A 17,854-nucleotide genomic window follows, 5' to 3' on the forward strand; every position below is an offset into this window, starting at 1 on the left:
TAGCGCGGGTTGTACTCGCGCTTGAGCACCTGGGCGCGGGAGGTACCGTCTTCGTGGACGACTTCCGGCACGCGGGTTTTCCACTCTTCCGCCACCGACAAGGCGTTCACCTACAACATCGACTCCCTGGCTGTCTTCAAGCAGAAAGACGCCGGCACTGCTGCCGGTCAGCAGGACATCGCCAAAATCGTGCTGGGTGAAAACTTCCAGAAAGTCTTCAGCATCAACAAAGGCTCGATCCCGGTTCGCAACGACATGCTGGCTGATATGGGCAAGTACGGTTTCGACTCGTGCGCCCAGACTGCTGCGAAGGACTTCCTGGCTGACGCCAAAACCGGCGGCCTGCAGCCAAGCATGGCTCACAACATGGCTACCACACTGGCCGTGCAGGGCGCTTTCTTTGATGTCGTGACCAACTACATCAACGACCCGAAAGCTGATCCGGCCGACGCCGCGAAAAAGCTGGGCGCTGCGATCAAGTCCGCTAAATAACGCGTAGCAGCAAAGTCTGTAGGAGCGCGCTTGCCCGCGATTGCGGTGTGTCATTGAACGACCATTGTCTGATTTGACGCATCGCGAGCAAGCTCACTCCTACAGAAGGCGGCGCGTTTGCACTCTTCATTTTTCTGTACTGGATTTCACCATGAGTTCTGTTGCTGTGTTCAGCAAAGCCTCGCCGTTCGATGCACTGCAGCGCTGGCTACCCAAACTGGTGCTGGCGCCCAGCATGTTCATCGTATTGGTGGGCTTTTACGGCTATATCCTGTGGACGTTCGTTCTGTCGTTCACCAACTCCACTTTCCTGCCGACCTACAAATTCGTGGGTCTGGCGCAATACGCACGGTTGTTCGACAACGACCGCTGGTGGGTAGCCAGCAAAAACCTCGCGGTGTTCGGTGGCATGTTCATCGGCATCAGCATGGTGGTTGGCGTCCTGCTGGCGGTCTTTCTGGACCAGCGCATTCGTCGCGAAGGCTTTATTCGCACCATCTATCTGTACCCGATGGCGCTCTCGATGATCGTCACCGGTACGGCCTGGAAATGGCTGCTGAACCCGGGCATGGGCCTGGACAAACTGCTGAGGGACTGGGGCTGGGAAGGCTTTCGCCTGGACTGGCTGATCGATCCGGACCGCGTGGTCTACTGCCTGGTTATCGCTGCGGTATGGCAGGCATCGGGTTTCATCATGGCGATGTTCCTGGCGGGCCTTCGCGGCGTCGATCAGTCGATCATCCGCGCCGCGCAGATTGATGGCGCGAGCATGCCGAAAATCTACTGGAAGGTCGTGCTGCCAAGCCTGCGTCCGGTGTTCTTCAGTGCGGTCATGATTCTGGCGCACATCGCTATCAAGAGCTTCGACCTGGTCGCTGCCATGACGGCGGGTGGCCCGGGCTACTCGTCCGACTTGCCGGCGATGTTCATGTACTCGTTCACCTTCAGCCGTGGCCAGATGGGTATGGGTTCCGCCAGCGCGATTCTGATGCTCGGCGCGATTCTCGCCATCCTCGTGCCTTATCTGTATTCCGAGCTGAGGGCCAAGCGCAATGACTAGTCTCGCCAACAAGCCCGCCCTGAGCCTGAGCCGCGTCGCCATCTATGCGGTGCTGATCGTCGCGGTGTTCATCTATCTGGTACCGCTGGTGGTCATGCTGTTGACCAGCTTCAAGTCGCCGGAAGACATCGGCAGCGGTAACCTGCTCAGCTGGCCGACCGAAGTCACCGCCATCGGCTGGATCAAAGCCTGGGCGACGGTAAAGGGCTACTTCTGGAACTCGTTCCTGATCACCGTCCCGGCGGTACTGATTTCCACCACCATTGGTGCGCTGAACGGCTACGTGCTGTCGATGTGGCGCTTCCGCGGTTCGCAGTTGTTCTTTGGCCTGCTGCTGTTCGGCTGCTTCCTGCCGTTCCAGACCGTCCTGCTGCCTGCGTCCTTTACCCTCGGCAAGATGGGCCTGGCCAGCACCACCACAGGTCTTGTTTTCGTCCACGTCGTATACGGTCTGGCGTTCACCACACTGTTCTTCCGCAACTACTACGTGAGTATTCCCGAGGCACTGGTGAAAGCGGCACGACTGGACGGTGCGGGGTTTTTCACCATCTTCCGCCGGATCATTCTGCCGATGTCGACGCCAATCATCATGGTCTGCCTGATCTGGCAGTTCACTCAGATCTGGAACGACTTCCTGTTCGGCGTCGTGTTCTCCAGTGGTGATTCGCAGCCGATCACGGTCGCGCTGAACAACCTGGTCAATACCAGCACCGGCGCCAAGGAATACAACGTTGATATGGCGGCGGCGATGATCGCCGGGCTGCCGACCCTGCTGGTCTACGTGGTCGCAGGCAAGTATTTCGTGCGCGGGCTGACGGCCGGCGCAGTCAAGGGGTAATCATGGCAACGCTTGAACTACGCAATGTAAACAAGACTTACGGGGCCGGTCTGCCGGACACCCTGAAGAACATCGAACTCTCCATCAAAGAAGGTGAGTTCCTGATTCTGGTCGGCCCTTCGGGCTGCGGTAAGTCGACCCTGATGAACTGCATCGCCGGGCTGGAAAACATCACCGGCGGCGCGATCATGATCGGTGATCAGGACGTCAGCGGCATGAGCCCGAAGGATCGCGACATCGCGATGGTGTTCCAGTCCTACGCGCTGTACCCGACCATGAGCGTGCGCGAGAACATCGAGTTCGGGCTGAAGATTCGCAAGATGGCCCAGGCCGACATCGACGCCGAAGTGGCGCGGGTCGCCAAGCTGCTGCAGATCGAGCACCTGCTCAACCGCAAGCCGGGGCAACTCTCCGGTGGTCAGCAACAGCGTGTGGCCATGGGCCGGGCGCTGGCCCGTCGTCCGAAGATCTACCTGTTCGACGAACCGCTTTCCAACCTCGACGCCAAACTGCGCGTCGAGATGCGTACCGAAATGAAGCTGATGCACCAGCGCCTGAAGACCACCACGGTCTACGTGACCCACGACCAGATCGAAGCCATGACCCTGGGCGACAAAGTGGCGGTCATGAAGGACGGCATCATTCAGCAGTTCGGCACGCCGAAGCAGATCTACAACGATCCGGCCAACCTGTTCGTGGCGAGCTTCATCGGCTCCCCGCCGATGAACTTCATCCCGCTGCGCCTGCAACGCAAGGACGGTCGTCTCGTCGCACTGCTGGACAGCGGTCAGGCCCGCTGCGAGCTGCCGATGAGCATGAATGACGCGGGTCTTGAGGACCGTGAGGTGATTTTGGGCCTGCGTCCCGAGCAGATCGTGCTAGCGTCCGGTGATGCTGCCGGTCTGCCGACCATTCGCGCGGAAGTCCAGGTGACCGAGCCGACTGGTCCGGATACGCTGGTATTCGTTACCCTCAACGAGAGCAAGGTCTGCTGCCGTCTGGCGCCGGATATTGCCCCTGCTGTGGGCGAGACCTTGACGCTGCAGTTTGATCCGGCGAAGGTTCTGCTGTTCGACGCGAAAACCGGCGAGCGACTCGGCGTGCTGGCACCGAGTCAGTCGGTGGAGAACATGGGGAATGTCACGCGGCTCAACCGCAACTGATCCCGACGTGCAGGAGCACTGCACAAACGAGCACCTGTGACGGGTGGATGTCTGCCGTACCAAACCCGTCATGCACACGATGTACGTGGTTACAACGCTGTTCAAAAGCTAATAACAATAAAACGAGGATCCAAGGGATGAAAAAGGTACGTAACAAGTCGCTTAACCAGTTTCAGCTGATCGGTGGGTTGTCTGTCCTGAGCGCGTTGACGATTTCCGGAACGGCGTCTGCAATGGAGCCTTTCAAAGCCAGCGAGCACATGACCGGTGACTGGGGTGGTCTGCGTCAAGAGCTGTACGACAAGGGTTACGACTTCCCGATCGAGTACGTGGGCGAAGCCGCCAGCAACCTCAACGGTGGCTATAACGACGACACGACTGCCCGCTACAGCGACCAGTTCGCGTTCGGCGTACAGATGGACCTGCAAAAAATCCTCGGCTGGCACGACGCGGAATTCAAGCTCGCGATCACCGAGCGTAGCGGCAGAAACATTTCCAACGACCGTATCGGCGATCCGCGTGCCGGCACGCTCAGCTCCTCCCAGGAAGTCTGGGGCCGTGGCCAGACCTGGCGTCTGACCCAGATGTGGGTCAAGCAGAAGTACTTCGACGGCAAGCTGGACATCAAGGTTGGTCGTTTCGGTGAAGGCGAAGACTTCAACAGCTTCCCTTGCGACTTCCAGAACCTTTCGTTCTGCGGCTCGCAGGTCGGTAACTACGTAAACACCTGGTACAACTGGCCTGTCAGCCAGTGGGCTGCACGCGTGAAGTACAACATCACGCCTGAGTTGTTCGCCCAGATCGGTGTCTACGAGCAGAACCCTTCGTACCTCGAAACCGGCAACAGCTTCAAACTCAGCGGCAGCGGCTCGAAAGGCACCGTCGTACCGGTTGAAGTGGTGTGGTCGCCAAACGTCAACTCGTTGCCGGGCGAATACCGTCTGGGCTACTACGTGAGCAACCCGAGCGCCGACGATCTTTACGAGAACGAAAACGGTCAGCCTCAGGCAATCGCCGGCGGTGACTTCAAGTCCCACAAAGACAAGCACGGCTGGTGGGTTGTGGCTCAGCAACAGCTGACTGCTCACAACGGCGACGCATCCCGTGGTCTGAGCATTTTCGCCAACGCGACGGTGCATGACAAAGCCACCAACTTCGTCGACAACTACCAGCAGGTCGGCTTCGTTTACAAAGGCCCGTTCGATGCACGTCCGAAGGATGACATCGGTGTCGGCATCGCGCGTATCCACGTGAACGATGATGCCCAGGACAACCGTCGTCTGGTCAACGCCGTCAACGGTATCGAGGACTACGACAACCCAGGCTACCTGCCGATCCAGAAGACCGAATACAACTCGGAAATCTACTACGGCGTGCACGTAACCGACTGGCTGACCGTGCGTCCCAACCTGCAGTACGTGAAGAGCCCGGGCGGTGTGGACGACGTTCAGAACGCACTGGTTGCCGGTATCAAGATTCAGTCGAAGTTCTAAGTTAAAAGCGGACGCTCCTCCGCGCTTCACAAACGATCAAGGGTCGTGTGTGCTTTACGGGCAGCCTGGCTGCCCGTTTTTTTTCGCGCTGTTTATTCCGCCGCAATGGCTCCGCGTTTGGAGCATTTTTTCTCGCGTGACGTGTGACCGCTATCTGGAGTGCGACAACGATGCCCTTCAGGGACCCCGGCTCAGCCGAGCATCCCCTTCAGCGTTTCTTCACCTCGGTGCGACCGCAACCGACCTTTCAGTGGGAACGCTACCAACAGCGTGATGTGCTGGTGATCAATCATGCGCAATGCCAGGCCGTGTTCAGTCGGCAGGGCGCTCAGCTGCTGCATTTCGAACCTGCCGGGCAGAAGCCCTGGCTGTGGTGTGCCGCGCACTGGCCTCTGGTCGGGGCGATCCGCGGCGGCGTGCCGGTCAGTTGGCCCTGGGTCGGTCGTCATCCGGGGGAGAGCGGCTGGCCGGCCAACGGCTGGGGCCGACTGCTCGACTGGAAATTGGTCGAAAGCCACGAGCACGAGGCGGGCGTGACCTTGCGCTGGCAACTCAAATTGTGGGACTGGCAGGCCGATCTCTACGCTGAGCTGGGGCAGGCGATGGAGCTGCGCCTGGAGACGCGTCACGACGACAGCGAGCCCTGCCACTTCGGCCATGGCTTGCACGCCTACTGGCGCATCAGCGATGTGGCGGACGTTGCGTTGCAGGGGCTCGACGGTGCCCACGGTTATGACGAACTCAGCCGCAGCGCCTGCGAGCAGAGGGGTGAGTTGCGCGTACAGGGCAGTTGTCAGCGGGTGTTCGAGCACGCCGGCATGCTTGAGTTGCAGGATGACGCCTGGCAGCGCCGGTTGAGCATCGACACGGGCGACAGCGACAGCACTGTGGTCTGGCACCCGGGCAGCCGACCCTTGCTCGGTGTAGGTGGCGATGAAGCCATGGGTTTTTTGCGGGTCGAGGCGGCGTCAGGTGTTGATGACTGCCTGAGCCTGGCGCCCGGTCAGCACGCCAGTTTGAGCCTGCAGGCGACGTTGGTGCACTGAGCGACGTGGCGACAAATGCGGTGGATCGACTCCCGCAAATGAGGCGCTCTCTTAATTCAACTCATCGTCGGCCGGGTACCGACTCGCGTTCAGGCTTTCCTTGATCTTGCGCAGATGAGGCTGAAAGTCGACACCCCGACGCAGGGTCATGCCGGTCGCCAGCACATCCAGCACCGTCAGCTGGACGATCCGCGACGTCATGGGCATATAAATGTCGGTGTCTTCCGGCAGCGGGATGTTCAGGCTCAACGTGCTGGCCTTTGCCAACGGCGAGTCGGCCGCCGTCAGGCCCAGCACCGACGCGCCGTTCTCCCGGGCGATGCGCGCCACTTCCACCAGCTCGCGAGTGCGCCCGGTGTAGGAAATGATCACGAACAGCTCGCCGGTGTGGGCCACCGAGGCCAGCATGCGCTGCACCAGCACGTCGGCATGGGCCGTGACCGCGAGATTGAAACGGAAGAATTTGTGCTGCGCGTCCAGTGCCACCGGCGCCGAAGCCCCGAGGCCGAAGAAGTGGATCTGCCGCGCCTGAATCAACAAGTCGACCGCTTTGCTGATCAGGTTGGGATCGAGCACCTGGCAGACGCTGTCGAGGGACGCGATGGCACTGCCAAAAATCTTGCGGGTGTAGGCTTCCGGGTTGTCATCGGCTTCCACCGCGCGGCTGACGTAGGCGGCGCCGCTGGCCAGGCTCTGGGCCAGCTGCAGTTTCAGCTCTGGATAACCACTGACATCGAATGAGCGGCAGAAACGATTGACCGTCGGCTCACTGACTTTCGCGGCCTGGGCCAGCGCAGCGATGCTGAACCGCGTGGCCTGCTGCGGATTGCTCAGAATCGCCTCGGCGACCTTGCGCTCGGCCTTGTTCAGCTCTTCCAGACGACTCTGGATCTGCTCCAGAAGATTGCGTACACGGTCCATTGTTTGTCCTTCTGATGAAACGGCGACAGGCCGGGCAACAGGCCTTTATTTGCAGAGTGGGAATTTGGGCCTTTAGCCTGTCGCAAAGGTGGCCTATCGTACTGAGGGCCTGTGGTGATCACCACTCTAATGTGGTTCTGGTGGAAATGTTGTGGTTATTACTACATTCGGCCTTGAGTAACGCCTTTAAAAAAGGTATTTGTAGCTTAACTTGATAAAAGAACCAACATTATGCTCTCGATTACGGTTGAACCGTGCACTTTTGCGTTGTTTGGCGCCTTGGGTGACCTGGCGGTACGCAAACTGTTTCCTGCGTTGTACCAGCTTGATCGAGCTGGACTGCTGCATGCCGAGACCCGAATTATTGCGTTGGCCCGTGAGCCAGGGACCCCTGAAGAGCACCTGGCCTACATCGACAAAAGCCTGCGTCGTTTCGTCCCCGAGGCGCAGCTTGAGACCGAGCACGTGGAGCGTTTTCAGGCCCGCCTGAGTTACCTGCACGTGGACTTCCTCAAGGGCGAGGATTACGTCGCGCTCGCCGAAGCGGTTGGCGACGCGCCGACCATGATCGCCTACTTCGCGACTCCGGCGTCGGTCTACGGCGCCATCTGCGAGAACCTCGCGCTGGTCGGGCTGACCGACCGCACTCGCGCCGTGCTGGAAAAACCCATCGGCCACGACCTCGCGTCGTCCCGTCGCGTCAATGACGCCGTTGCCAAGTTCCTGCCTGAAACCCGCATCTACCGGATCGACCACTATCTGGGCAAGGACACGGTGCAGAACCTCATTGCCCTGCGGTTTGCCAATAGCCTGTTCGAGACGCAGTGGAACCAGAACCACATCTCCCACGTGGAAATCACCGTGGCGGAGAAGGTTGGCATCGAAGGGCGCTGGGGCTATTTCGACCAGGCCGGTCAACTGCGCGACATGATTCAGAACCACCTGCTGCAGCTGTTGTGCCTGATCGCGATGGACCCGCCCAGCGACCTGTCCGCCGACAGTATTCGTGACGAGAAGGTGAAAGTACTTAAGGCACTGGCGCCGTTCACGCCGGAGCGCCTTGCCACCCAAGTGGTGCGCGGTCAGTACATCGCCGGCTACAGCGAGGGCAAGCCGGTCCCGGGTTATCTGGAGGAAGAAAACTCCAACACCCAGAGCGACACCGAAACCTTCGTCGCCATTCGTGCCGACATCCGTAACTGGCGCTGGTCGGGCGTGCCGTTCTATCTGCGTACCGGCAAGCGCATGCCGCAGAAGCTGTCGCAGATCGTGATCCACTTCAAAGAGCCGCCGCACTACATCTTTGCCCCTGAGCAGCGCTTGCAGATCAGCAACCGCCTGATCATCCGCCTGCAGCCCGATGAAGGCATCTCGCTGCAAGTGATGACCAAGGATCAGGGGCTGGACAAAGGCATGCAGCTGCGCAGCAACCCTTTGCAGCTGAGCTTTTCCGACGCCTACCGCAGCGCCCGTGTGCCGGACGCCTACGAGCGGTTGCTGCTGGAGGTCATGCGTGGCAATCAGAACCTGTTTGTCCGCAAAGACGAAATCGAATACGCCTGGCAATGGTGCGACCAGTTGATCGCTGGCTGGAAAAAGGCGGGCGACGCGCCCAAGCCTTACCCGGCCGGTTCCTGGGGGCCAATGAGCTCCATTGCTTTGATTACGCGTGACGGGAGATCCTGGTATGGCGATATGTGAACTTGAATTTCCGGCGGGTCTGAAGGCCCACGAATTCGACAATGCTGAAGTGCTGGCGAACGCGCTGGCCGATCACGTGGCCGAGCGACTGACGGCTGCGATTTCCAGCAACCCGCACGGCACCGCGACATTGGTGGTGTCCGGCGGCAAAAGCCCGGTGGCGTTTTTCAAGGCGCTGGCGCAGAAGCCACTTGAGTGGTCGAAAGTCTGCGTCAGCCTGGCCGACGAGCGCTGGGTGCCGACCGAGCACGCTGACAGCAACGAAGGCCTGCTCAAGCGTTTCCTGTTTCAAGGGCCGGCGGCCGAGGCGGAGCTCTTTAGCCTGTACCGTGCGACCACGACAGTGGATGAAGCCGCGGCTGCAACTGACGAGGCGCTCAGGGAGCTGCCGAAGATCGACGTGCTGATTCTGGGCATGGGCGACGACGGCCACACTGCGTCGCTGTTCCCCAACAGCCCGCATCTGAAGGAAGCGCTGGACCTCAACAGTGAGCGTCGTTGCCTGCCCATGCTCGCACCGACCGTCCCGCATCAGCGTCTGACCCTGACGCGTCCGGTGCTGGCGTCGGCAGCGACCACCATCCTGTCCGTTTCCGGCCAGGCCAAACTCGACACCTTGCGCGCGGCACTGGCAGGCGATGACCTCGCCGAAATGCCCGTGCGCGCGTTCCTCAACCCGTCTCTAGAGATCTACTGGTGCCCATAAGCAAAGGATCAGCCGCCATGGAAAATACCCAAGTGAAACAGCCGTTGAATAGCATGGCGAGCAAGATTGCCCAGATCGACGCACTCTGCGCGAAAGCGAAGATTCTGCCGGTCATTACCATTGCCCGTGAACAGGATGTTCTGCCGCTGGCCGATGCCCTGGCCGCTGGTGGCCTGAATGCGCTGGAAATCACCCTGCGCTCCGAGTTCGGCCTCAAAGCCATTCGCATGCTGCGTGATGCGCGCCCAGAGCTGAGCGTTGGCGCCGGCACCATTCTCGACCGCCACATGCTCAAGGCGGCCGAGGAAGCGGGTTCACAGTTCATCGTCACCCCCGGCAGCACCCAGGATCTGCTGGAAGCCGCCGCGCTGAGCGAATTGCCGCTGCTGCCAGGCATCAGCAGCGCTTCGGAAATCATGATCGGTTACGCGCTGGGTTATCGTCGCTTCAAACTGTTCCCGGCGGAAATCAGTGGCGGCGTTGGTGCAATCAAAGCACTGGGCGGTCCATTCCCGGAAGTGCGCTTCTGCCCAACCGGCGGCGTCAGTGCGGCCAACCTGAAAAGTTACATGGCGCTGCCCAACGTGATGTGCGTCGGCGGTACCTGGATGATCGATAACGCGTGGGTGAAGAACGGCGACTGGCAGCGGATTACCGACGCCACTGCCGAAGCCATCGCGTTGTTCGACTGAGTCTGGATTTGCCGGTCAGGCGCAGGCTTCGACAGCTTCCGTTCAAGTGGAGGCTGGTTAACTGCTGAGCATGATCCGTTTATGGCGCCCTTCGGGGCGTTGCTGCAGAAGTCGTTGTTGCATGGCTTTTTAACGGTGTTCCTTGGTCGGGAACGCCGTTTTTTTTTGCGCTGTTTACACGCAATACATATGTACCGCACAGGCAGCACCCGGAGCGCTTATCTTTACCGCTCCTTTGTAGTTCGTTTCTCGATGGATTTACGGCGCCTTCGTCATGAAGGCGCCGTCTTTTTTTCTGCGGTCCTTTCGGGGGCCTTGATCCCGGCGCTGAATGTGGGTGCAGGCCTCACGCCAACGCGCGGAGCGCTGCCACCAACTGGTCAACGTCCTTTGCCGACGTGGTGAATCCCGGCGTGATGCGAATGCACGTCCCGCAGGCCGAACCTTCCCGCGTCACCGCAAAAATGCCGTGTTCATCGAGCAGGCGCTTGACCATGAGTTCCTGATCCACGTGACGGCTGAACCGGAATGACGTGATCCCGCAATACAGGCGTGGGTCGTCCGGCGTCAGCACATCGATGCCTTCAATGGTGCGCGCCTGAGTGACCCATAGGTCTCGCAGGTAAGCCAGGCGTGCGCCTTTGGCCGGAGCACCGCCCATGGCCCGATGGTCGGCGAACACTTTGGGCAGTGTCATCAGCGCCGGGATATTCGGCGTCCCGTACGGCACGCGGCCGAGGATGTCGTCCGCACCGTAGCGTTCGTCTGCCATGTCGGGGTCGATGGCACTCAGGCGTTCCTGCTTCACATAGATGAAGCCCAGGCTTAGCGGCGCGCCGATCCATTTCTGCAGGTTGAAGCCGGCGAACGACACGCCAAGGTCGGCAAGCTCGAAATCCAGCAGACCCAAGGCATGGGCACCATCCAGAATGACCTCAATGCCATGGGCCTTGGCCAGCTCGGCGATGGCCTTCACCGGCATCACCAGCCCGGTCCGATGGGTGACGTAAGTCAGCGCCACCAGCTTGAGTCGTGGGTGAGCGGCAAACGCTTCGCGGTAGGTCTGCAGCAACCCATCGTGGCTCGCGGGGTGCTGATGAGTGACTTCGATCACCTCCACACCACGGTTCTTCGCCAGCCAGCGCATGCCGGTCTGCACGCTGTTGTAATCCAGGTCGCTGACCAGCACCTGGTCGCCAGGCATGAGGCCGTTGTAGTTGCGGATCAGCGCTTGCACCGATTCCGAAGCGGAGCGGGTGAGGGCGACTTCGCGCGACGGCACGTTGAGCAGATCGGCAAGGTCTGCGCGAATGGTCTCGCTGTCCTCGGTATCAAACTTCTGCCGCACGTAGACCGAGTTGCTGCGATTGACGTAAGCGAGGTTCTGCTCGTAATCCTTGAGTGCCGCGCGGGTCATGCGGCCGAAATAGCCGTATTCGAAATTCACCGGTCCGGGCTCGACATCGTATTGCGCCGCGACCTGCTGCCAGAACGCTTCGTCCCGAGCCTGTTCATCCGCCCATTCCGTTATTGCGTATGCAGTGCTGTTCATAAAGCGGCTCGCTTTTATCAGTGGACGTTTTAGTTGAAGCGTATGGGCGTTTTCGAAGGGCCCGGCCGCAGCGGTTCGCGCGGTCGCGTGCGCAGAGGGTCCAGCAGTGCCGAGAGGCCGTTGTGATCGATCTCGTGCATCAGTGCCAATAGGCTGCCCAGCTCGCCTGCGGGAAAACCCTGTCGGGCAAACCAGTTCAGGTAGTCGCCCGGCAGATCTGCCAGCAATCTCCCCTGATACTTGCCGAACGGCATTTCGCGCGTCACTAACAGCTTGAGTTTCTCCGGGTTCATCCAATAACCGCTTATCCGTTCGAGTGAACTGGAAAGATACGTGCATTCTGCAATTGCGCAAACACACAGATCATGCAGAAAGCGCGGCGCGACTGTCGCTTGATATTATTAAGTCATTGAAAAATATGGATATTTATTATCGGAAAAAACTGGCATGCACAGTGCAATATCTACCCTATCGAGTGTTTCGTTAACCAGACCTTTGATAAACCTGCCAGAAAGGAACCGCAAAATGTCGGATATCAACAAAGAAGCCATCTCTATTCTGAATGACTTGATCGAGACCAGCATTGACGGTGAGAAAGGTTTTCACACTGCTGCTGAAGACGCCAAGAACCCGGAAATCAAGGCCTACCTGCTTTCCCGCTCTTCTGGCTGCAAGACTTCTGTAGCCGAGCTGCAAGCTGAAGTGCGTGCACTGGGCGGCGATCCAGAAGATTCTTCCAGCATTGCTGGCGGCGCACACCGTCTGTGGGTCAACCTGAAAAGCGCACTGAGCGGCAAGAACGACGAAGCAGTCCTCAACGAAGTCGAAAGCGGTGAAGACCACGCGCTCAAGGCTTACAAAGAAGCGTCGCAGAAAGCGACCGAGAAAAACCTGCCGGTCAACGTTACCAGCTTGATCCAGCGTCAGCTGCAGGGCGTACAAGCGAACCATGACAAGGTCAAAGCCTTGCGCAACACCGTTCGTGCTGCCAACAAGTAATTCGCGGTAGTTCGAAAAAGCGCCAGCCAGTCTGGCGTTTTTTTATGCCTGCTGTTCGGCTGAGGGCGTAACGTACGGTTCGACTTCCACGCGATTCCTGCCATTTTTCTTGGCACGGTACAGGGCACGATCTGCAGCATGAAACAGCAGTTCGGGCTGATCGTGGGTTACCGGCAGATGCGTGGCGACGCCGATGCTCACGGTGATGGGCACTGTGTCTTCGGCAAAGGGCGGAAGCGCTTCGATTGCCTGACGCAGCTTTTCTGCAATGACACAGGCACCTGCCTTGTCGGTTTCCGGAAGCACCACCATGAATTCTTCACCGCCATACCGGGCGGCGAGGTCACCCGGCCTGCGGATGCTGGCGGCCAGCGTTTGGGCAACGCTGCGCAGAGCGACGTCGCCGCCATGATGCCCGTGCCGATCGTTGAAAGCCTTGAAGTGGTCCACGTCGATCATCAGTAGGGCAAGAGGCCTGCCCGAACGCATGCCGCGCGCCCATTCCTGCTTGAGCACCTGATCCAGCCTGCGCCGATTGGCCAGGCCGGTCAGCCCGTCTGTAGAGGCCAGCCCGGCCAGTTCGCGCTCGGCGTTCTGTCGCAGGCGCAGCTGGCGGCCCAACAGCCAGGACAGCAAAAGGATTCCGACGCACAGCAAACCGGTCGCGCCCGCCACCAGCAGCGCATTGCGTTTCCATACGGCGTAGACGTCATCCCGCGATTGAGCGACCACGACAATCAAGGGCAAGTCTCCAACCCGTGAGAACGTGTAGAGCCGCTGCGCACCATCGAGCTCGGACACCGCCGCAAAGCTGCCGTTGACCTCTTGCAGGATGCGTTTGAAGTTGGGGCGCATGCTGAAGTTCTGGCCGACAAAGGTGCGATTGTTTTCATCGGGTTGCCGGGCGAGCAGGACGCCATCCGCGCTTAGCAGGTTCACAGTGCTGGTAGGGCCGATGTCCAGCGTGCGAAACAATTGGTCGAAGTAGGACAGGCGCATTGATGCACTGGCAATGCCGACAAACTGGCCATTGGCGGAGGGGAGGCGGCGACTGAAGCTGATGCACAGGTCCTTGAAGCCCCAGCGCGACAGAAAAGGTCCGTCGACCACCAGTGCCAGCGAGCCGCTGTCCCGGTGTTTCTGAAAACCCGGCCGATCGGAAAAGTTGTCCTGCCGAGGCGTCAACGAGGTGGAGTCGGCGACGATGCGCCCGGTGTCATCGAGCAGCACCAGGTCGCCCTTGTAAGGCGCCGCCGTGGCCCGGTCGAAGAGCACCAGCTGCCGTAACTCCGGCGAAATCGTCATGACATCGGGGCGTCGCCATGCAGCGATCAGGCCCTGAAGAGAGGTGTCGTACAGCTCGGCATTACGCTGCACATCAGCGTCGATCAGCTGTACCACATTGTTGGCCGAGCGCACTGCGGCTTCGTTGGCGGTGTCCAGCTCCCGAAACAGCAACCAGGTCACGATGGCGAGGATGGCTGCCACGGCCACGGCGCTGCCCAGCATCAGCATCTTCTCGGAACCTGATCTGATCCCTCGCGAAAATGGAGGCATGGCTGTCAGTGGCATCGATCATCTCTGACGGGGAATGGAGGCGTCGTGCAGGCTAGGGACTTATTCGCCTTCGTCAAACTTGTTGTTGATCAGTTCCACCAGTCCTGCCAGCGCGGCATCGGCGTCCTCACCTTCGGTGGCCAGGTGGATCAGGGTGCCCTTGCCGGCAGCCAGCATCATGACGGCCATGATGCTTTTGCCATCGACCATGGTTTCCGGCGTCCGGCCAACCCTGATCTGACACGGGTACTTGCCGGCGACACCCACGAACTTGGCGGCGGCCCGGGCGTGCAGACCCAGCTTGTTGATGATGGTGATTTCTAGAGCGGGCATCGCGATGGAGGTCCTTTCAGCTTAGGTCGCGGTGGCGGACCTGAACATTCTTGAGCGATTGCTGCAGCACCTGACCCAGACGTTCGGTCAGGTAGACAGAGCGGTGGTGTCCGCCGGTGCAGCCAATGGCAATAGTGACGTAGGCGCGGTTGCTGGCGGCGAAGCGGGGCAACCACTTATTAAGGTACGAAAAGATGTCCTGAAACATTTCTTCGACGTCCGGTTGCGCCGCGAGGTAATCGGTAACCGGCTTGTCGAGGCCCGACTGCTCGCGCAGCTCGGGTTTCCAGTAGGGGTTGGGCAGGCAGCGCACGTCGAACACCAGGTCGGCGTCCACGGGCATACCGCGCTTGAAGCCGAAGGATTCGATGAGGAAGGCGGTGCCCGGTTCGGGTTTGTTCAGCAGGCGCAGTTTAAGAATGTCGCGCAGCTGGTAGAGATTCAGGTGCGTGGTGTCGACGGTCAGATCCGCCAGGTCGATGATCGGGCCGAGCAACGTCTTCTCGTCACGGATCGCTTCGGCCAACGAGCGCGTTGCCGTGCTCAGCGGGTGACGACGGCGAGTTTCGGAAAAGCGCTTGAGCAGGGTTGATTCATCGGCGTCGAGGAACAGCACGTCGCACTGGATATGCCGGGCACGAACCTCGGCGAGCATCCGCGGGAATCGCGTCAGGTGACTGGGCAGATTGCGCGCGTCAATCGAGACCGCCAGCAGGGGCTCAGCCAATTCGGTATTGATCAGTGCGCGCTCGGCCAGTTCCGGGAGCAGCCCGGCGGGCAGGTTATCGACGCAATAGAATCCGCTGTCTTCAAGGACATCGAGGGCCGTGCTCTTGCCGGAGCCGGAGCGGCCGCTGACGATGATCATGCGCATGATCAGTGACCGTTCTGGACGTCGATCACGACGTTGTAGAGCTCTTCAGCGGTTTTGGCACCGCGCAGCCGCTTACGCACCTCGGCCTGATCAAGCATGCTGGCGATCTGGCGCAGCAGTTCGAGGTGGGCATCGGTGGCCGCTTCCGGGACCAGCAGCACAAACAGCAGGTCAACCGGTGCGCCGTCGATGGCGTCGAAATCAATGGGTTTTTCGAGATGCAGCACGGCGCTGACAGGCGTTGAACAGCCCTTCAAGCGGCAGTGGGGAATGGCGATGCCATTACCGAATCCGGTAGAGCCGAGCTTTTCACGGGCAATAAGACTTTCAAACACCACCTGCTCATCAAGATCAGGCACTTGCTTGCTGATCACGTTGGCGATGTTTTGGAGTACGGCTTTTTTGCTGCCGCCTGGCACGTTCACAAGTGAACGGCCAGGGGTCAGGATATTTTCAAGTCGGATCATGAGTGGGGAGTGTCAGCGAGCAGTCGCGCCTTGCAGCAGACTTTGCTGTTTTTCCTTATGTTTTTTGAGTTGGCGGTCAAGCTTGTCGGCAAGCAGGTCAATGGCTGCATACATGTCGTCGTGTTCGGCGTTGGCAACCACTTCAGCGCCAGGAACGTGCAGGGTGGCTTCGATCTTCTGCTTGAGCTTCTCGACCTCCATCGTGACCTGCACATTCGTGATCTTGTCGAAATGGCGTTCCAGTCGGGCGAGTTTCTCGCCGATGTAGGTCCGCAGAGGTTCGGTCACTTCCAGCTGGTGTCCACTGATGTTGACTTGCATACAGCTTCTCCTTCGTTGCCAGTGCATTAAGAGGCAGGCGTAATGCCTGCCACTGGAACGCTTTGACGTGTGACCTTTACATCAGTCGCTTGCGTTCGCTGGACGGCGAAATCCCAAGGGATTCGCGGTACTTGGCGACTGTGCGACGGGCCACTTGAATGCCTTGTGCTTCCAGTAAACCAGCGATCTTGCTGTCACTCAACGGCTTTTTCTGATTTTCCGCAGCGACCAGTTTTTTGATGATCGCGCGAATCGCCGTGGACGAGCATTCGCCGCCTTCGGAGGTGCTGACGTGGCTGGAAAAGAAATATTTGAGTTCGTAGATCCCGCGCGGCGTGTGCATGAACTTTTGCGTGGTCACCCGGGAAATCGTCGATTCATGCATGCCGACCGCTTCAGCGATGTCATGCAGAACCAGCGGTTTCATGGCCTCGTCGCCGTACTCGAGGAAGCCGCGCTGGTGTTCAACGATTTGCGTCGCCACCTTCATCAGGGTCTCGTTACGGCTCTGCAGGCTCTTGATGAACCAGCGAGCTTCCTGCAGCTGATTGCGCATGAACGTGTTGTCGGCGCTGGTATCGGCGCGACGCACGAACCCTGCGTACTGGGGATTGACCCGCAGGCGCGGCACGGATTCCTGGTTCAGCTCCACCAGCCAGCGCTCGTTGTCCTTGCGCACGATGACGTCGGGCACGACGTACTCGGCTTCGCTGGACTCGATCTGCGAACCGGGGCGCGGGTTGAGGCTCTGCACCAGTTCGATGACCTGACGCAGGTCGTCTTCCTTGAGCTTCATGCGGCGCATCAGTTGCGCGTAGTCGCGGCTGCCCAACAGGTCGATGTATTCGCTGACCAGCTTCTGCGCTTCCGCCAGCCACCTGGTTTTGGCCGGCAACTGGCGAAGCTGCAGCAGCAGGCATTCGCTCAGGTTGCGAGCACCGATGCCGGCAGGCTCGAACTGCTGAATGCGGTGCAGAACGGCTTCGATTTCGTCCAGCTCGATATCGAGCTCGGGATCGAACGCGTCGAGCATTTCTTCGAGTGTTTCGTCGAGGTAGCCCTGGTTGTTGATGCAGTCGATCAGGGTCACGGCGATCAGGCGGTCGGTGTCCGACATTGGCGCCAGGTTGAGTTGCCAGAGCAGGTGGCTTTGCAGGCTCTCGCCAACGGAGGTGCGGGTGGTGAAATCCCACTCGTCATCGTCGTTGCTGGGCAGGCTGCTGGCGCTGGTTTGGTAGACGTCTTCCCACGCGGTGTCGACGGGCAGCTCGTTGGGAATGCGCTCGTTCCAGTCGCCCTCATCGAGGTTGTCGACGGTTGGCGCCGATTCCTGGTAGGTGGGTTCCTGAACATCAGCGTTGGGCTTTTGCTCTACGTTATCCGCCAGGGGGTCGGCGTTATCGAAATCGTCGCCTTCCTCCTGCCGTTCCAGCATCGGGTTCGACTCCAGCGCCTCCTGAATCTCCTGTTGGAGATCCAGTGTCGACAACTGAAGCAAGCGGATTGCCTGTTGCAGCTGAGGCGTCATCGTCAGCTGCTGGCCCATTCTCAAGACTAGCGAAGGTTTCATGGCAGGGCTTAACACCTTATTCGCCGGCGCACTGCGCGCCATTTACTACCAGGGCGCCGAGGGCGCCAA

At 59.7% G+C, this 17,854-nt stretch carries 18 protein-coding genes and 2 pseudogenes; 10 read left to right on the forward strand and 10 right to left on the reverse strand.

The window, feature by feature from the left end; all coding sequences use genetic code 11:
• Positions 1–95 (reverse strand): annotated as a pseudogene (locus ACQKEN_RS20025) (hypothetical protein); the annotation flags it as partial.
• Here ACQKEN_RS20025 and ACQKEN_RS20030 point away from each other — a divergent pair.
• The 6 genes and pseudogenes from ACQKEN_RS20030 to ACQKEN_RS20055 all read left to right on the forward strand — a co-directional run.
• A pseudogene (locus ACQKEN_RS20030) lies at positions 94–492 on the forward strand (sugar ABC transporter substrate-binding protein); the annotation flags it as partial. The pseudogenes ACQKEN_RS20025 and ACQKEN_RS20030 overlap by 2 nt on opposite strands.
• 151 nt (positions 493–643) lie before the next feature.
• On the forward strand, positions 644–1,552 hold the full coding sequence (locus tag ACQKEN_RS20035) for a carbohydrate ABC transporter permease (protein WP_037014845.1): 909 nt from the start codon (positions 644–646) through the stop codon (positions 1,550–1,552).
• A complete protein-coding gene (locus ACQKEN_RS20040; RefSeq protein ID WP_074884325.1) occupies positions 1,545–2,390 on the forward strand; it encodes a carbohydrate ABC transporter permease in 846 nt (281 codons plus the stop codon). Before ACQKEN_RS20035 ends, ACQKEN_RS20040 begins: the two co-directional genes overlap by 8 nt.
• A gap of 2 nt (positions 2,391–2,392) precedes the next feature.
• On the forward strand, positions 2,393–3,553 hold the full coding sequence (locus ACQKEN_RS20045) for an ABC transporter ATP-binding protein (RefSeq protein ID WP_282369628.1): 1,161 nt from the start codon (positions 2,393–2,395) through the stop codon (positions 3,551–3,553).
• Positions 3,554–3,690: 137 nt separating this feature from the next.
• Complete coding sequence (locus ACQKEN_RS20050; protein WP_427688167.1) at positions 3,691–5,046, forward strand: carbohydrate porin; 1,356 nt, start codon at positions 3,691–3,693, stop codon at positions 5,044–5,046.
• 170 nt (positions 5,047–5,216) lie between these two features.
• Positions 5,217–6,092: a D-hexose-6-phosphate mutarotase gene (locus tag ACQKEN_RS20055; RefSeq protein WP_427688169.1), complete on the forward strand. Its 876-nt coding sequence runs from the start codon at positions 5,217–5,219 to the stop codon at positions 6,090–6,092.
• Between the two features lie 51 nt (positions 6,093–6,143).
• On the opposite strand, the gene ACQKEN_RS20060 is transcribed toward ACQKEN_RS20055, so the two are convergent.
• Complete coding sequence (locus tag ACQKEN_RS20060; protein ID WP_065992054.1) at positions 6,144–7,013, reverse strand: MurR/RpiR family transcriptional regulator; 870 nt, start codon at positions 7,011–7,013, stop codon at positions 6,144–6,146.
• Between the two features lie 231 nt (positions 7,014–7,244).
• On the opposite strand from ACQKEN_RS20060, the gene zwf reads away from it, so the two are divergent.
• From zwf to ACQKEN_RS20075, 3 genes are read left to right on the forward strand one after another with little or no spacing between them, the layout of a single operon-like run.
• Positions 7,245–8,714 (forward strand): glucose-6-phosphate dehydrogenase, encoded by a 1,470-nt coding sequence (zwf, locus tag ACQKEN_RS20065; RefSeq protein ID WP_122535895.1) that lies wholly within the window; start codon positions 7,245–7,247, stop codon positions 8,712–8,714.
• Entirely contained in the window at positions 8,701–9,420 is a 720-nt protein-coding gene (gene pgl / locus ACQKEN_RS20070) for a 6-phosphogluconolactonase (RefSeq protein ID WP_427688172.1), read from the forward strand. Before zwf ends, pgl begins: the two co-directional genes overlap by 14 nt.
• Before the next feature lie 17 nt (positions 9,421–9,437).
• A complete protein-coding gene (locus ACQKEN_RS20075; protein WP_122535897.1) occupies positions 9,438–10,112 on the forward strand; it encodes a bifunctional 4-hydroxy-2-oxoglutarate aldolase/2-dehydro-3-deoxy-phosphogluconate aldolase in 675 nt (224 codons plus the stop codon).
• Positions 10,113–10,458: 346 nt separating this feature from the next.
• Here ACQKEN_RS20075 and ACQKEN_RS20080 read toward each other — a convergent pair whose 3' ends face one another.
• Both ACQKEN_RS20080 and ACQKEN_RS20085 read right to left on the reverse strand, forming a co-directional pair.
• A complete protein-coding gene (locus ACQKEN_RS20080; protein WP_427688174.1) occupies positions 10,459–11,664 on the reverse strand; it encodes an aminotransferase class V-fold PLP-dependent enzyme in 1,206 nt (401 codons plus the stop codon).
• Between the two features lie 29 nt (positions 11,665–11,693).
• On the reverse strand, positions 11,694–11,957 hold the full coding sequence (locus ACQKEN_RS20085) for a DUF3820 family protein (protein ID WP_133772135.1): 264 nt from the start codon (positions 11,955–11,957) through the stop codon (positions 11,694–11,696).
• Positions 11,958–12,189: 232 nt separating this feature from the next.
• Here ACQKEN_RS20085 and ACQKEN_RS20090 point away from each other — a divergent pair, with 232 nt between their 5' ends.
• Positions 12,190–12,663 (forward strand): PA2169 family four-helix-bundle protein, encoded by a 474-nt coding sequence (locus tag ACQKEN_RS20090; protein WP_074884350.1) that lies wholly within the window; start codon positions 12,190–12,192, stop codon positions 12,661–12,663.
• A 42-nt stretch (positions 12,664–12,705) separates the two neighbouring features.
• Here the strand turns inward: ACQKEN_RS20090 and ACQKEN_RS20095 are convergent, their stop codons facing one another.
• From ACQKEN_RS20095 to ACQKEN_RS20120, 6 genes are all read right to left on the reverse strand, one after another.
• On the reverse strand, positions 12,706–14,178 hold the full coding sequence (locus ACQKEN_RS20095) for a sensor domain-containing diguanylate cyclase (protein WP_427688177.1): 1,473 nt from the start codon (positions 14,176–14,178) through the stop codon (positions 12,706–12,708).
• A 102-nt stretch (positions 14,179–14,280) separates the two neighbouring features.
• Positions 14,281–14,553 carry an HPr family phosphocarrier protein gene (locus ACQKEN_RS20100; RefSeq protein WP_133772141.1) on the reverse strand — a complete coding sequence of 91 codons (273 nt, stop codon included), beginning with the start codon at positions 14,551–14,553 and terminating at the stop codon, positions 14,281–14,283.
• A gap of 16 nt (positions 14,554–14,569) precedes the next feature.
• The gene (rapZ, locus tag ACQKEN_RS20105) at positions 14,570–15,427 is read right to left on the reverse strand and encodes an RNase adapter RapZ (RefSeq protein ID WP_427688179.1); all 858 of its coding nucleotides are present in this window, start codon (positions 15,425–15,427) and stop codon (positions 14,570–14,572) included.
• 2 nt (positions 15,428–15,429) lie between these two features.
• Positions 15,430–15,894 carry a PTS IIA-like nitrogen regulatory protein PtsN gene (gene ptsN / locus ACQKEN_RS20110; RefSeq protein ID WP_427688181.1) on the reverse strand — a complete coding sequence of 155 codons (465 nt, stop codon included), beginning with the start codon at positions 15,892–15,894 and terminating at the stop codon, positions 15,430–15,432.
• A gap of 12 nt (positions 15,895–15,906) precedes the next feature.
• Positions 15,907–16,215, reverse strand: coding sequence for a ribosome hibernation-promoting factor, HPF/YfiA family (gene hpf / locus ACQKEN_RS20115; protein WP_037014798.1), 309 nt, complete (start codon positions 16,213–16,215; stop codon positions 15,907–15,909).
• Positions 16,216–16,291: 76 nt separating this feature from the next.
• Entirely contained in the window at positions 16,292–17,785 is a 1,494-nt protein-coding gene (locus ACQKEN_RS20120) for an RNA polymerase factor sigma-54 (protein ID WP_427688184.1), read from the reverse strand.
• Positions 17,786–17,854: the final 69 nt, after the last annotated feature.

It is taken from the genome of Pseudomonas sp. NPDC078416 (assembly GCF_050268485.1).
GTDB lineage: Bacteria > Pseudomonadota > Gammaproteobacteria > Pseudomonadales > Pseudomonadaceae > Aquipseudomonas.

Coding starts and splice junctions, on each gene's coding strand:
- ACQKEN_RS20035 (WP_037014845.1), top strand. CDS start 644: ATGAGTTCTGTTGCTGTGTTCAGCAAAGCCTCGCCGTTCGATGCACTG.
- ACQKEN_RS20040 (WP_074884325.1), top strand. CDS start 1,545: ATGACTAGTCTCGCCAACAAGCCCGCCCTGAGCCTGAGCCGCGTCGCC.
- ACQKEN_RS20045 (WP_282369628.1), top strand. CDS start 2,393: ATGGCAACGCTTGAACTACGCAATGTAAACAAGACTTACGGGGCCGGT.
- ACQKEN_RS20050 (WP_427688167.1), top strand. CDS start 3,691: ATGAAAAAGGTACGTAACAAGTCGCTTAACCAGTTTCAGCTGATCGGT.
- ACQKEN_RS20055 (WP_427688169.1), top strand. CDS start 5,217: ATGCCCTTCAGGGACCCCGGCTCAGCCGAGCATCCCCTTCAGCGTTTC.
- ACQKEN_RS20060 (WP_065992054.1), bottom strand. CDS start 7,013: ATGGACCGTGTACGCAATCTTCTGGAGCAGATCCAGAGTCGTCTGGAA.
- zwf (WP_122535895.1), top strand. CDS start 7,245: ATGCTCTCGATTACGGTTGAACCGTGCACTTTTGCGTTGTTTGGCGCC.
- pgl (WP_427688172.1), top strand. CDS start 8,701: ATGGCGATATGTGAACTTGAATTTCCGGCGGGTCTGAAGGCCCACGAA.
- ACQKEN_RS20075 (WP_122535897.1), top strand. CDS start 9,438: ATGGAAAATACCCAAGTGAAACAGCCGTTGAATAGCATGGCGAGCAAG.
- ACQKEN_RS20080 (WP_427688174.1), bottom strand. CDS start 11,664: ATGAACAGCACTGCATACGCAATAACGGAATGGGCGGATGAACAGGCT.
- ACQKEN_RS20085 (WP_133772135.1), bottom strand. CDS start 11,957: ATGAACCCGGAGAAACTCAAGCTGTTAGTGACGCGCGAAATGCCGTTC.
- ACQKEN_RS20090 (WP_074884350.1), top strand. CDS start 12,190: ATGTCGGATATCAACAAAGAAGCCATCTCTATTCTGAATGACTTGATC.
- ACQKEN_RS20095 (WP_427688177.1), bottom strand. CDS start 14,178: ATGCTGATGCTGGGCAGCGCCGTGGCCGTGGCAGCCATCCTCGCCATC.
- ACQKEN_RS20100 (WP_133772141.1), bottom strand. CDS start 14,553: ATGCCCGCTCTAGAAATCACCATCATCAACAAGCTGGGTCTGCACGCC.
- rapZ (WP_427688179.1), bottom strand. CDS start 15,427: ATGCGCATGATCATCGTCAGCGGCCGCTCCGGCTCCGGCAAGAGCACG.
- ptsN (WP_427688181.1), bottom strand. CDS start 15,894: ATGATCCGACTTGAAAATATCCTGACCCCTGGCCGTTCACTTGTGAAC.
- hpf (WP_037014798.1), bottom strand. CDS start 16,215: ATGCAAGTCAACATCAGTGGACACCAGCTGGAAGTGACCGAACCTCTG.
- ACQKEN_RS20120 (WP_427688184.1), bottom strand. CDS start 17,785: ATGAAACCTTCGCTAGTCTTGAGAATGGGCCAGCAGCTGACGATGACG.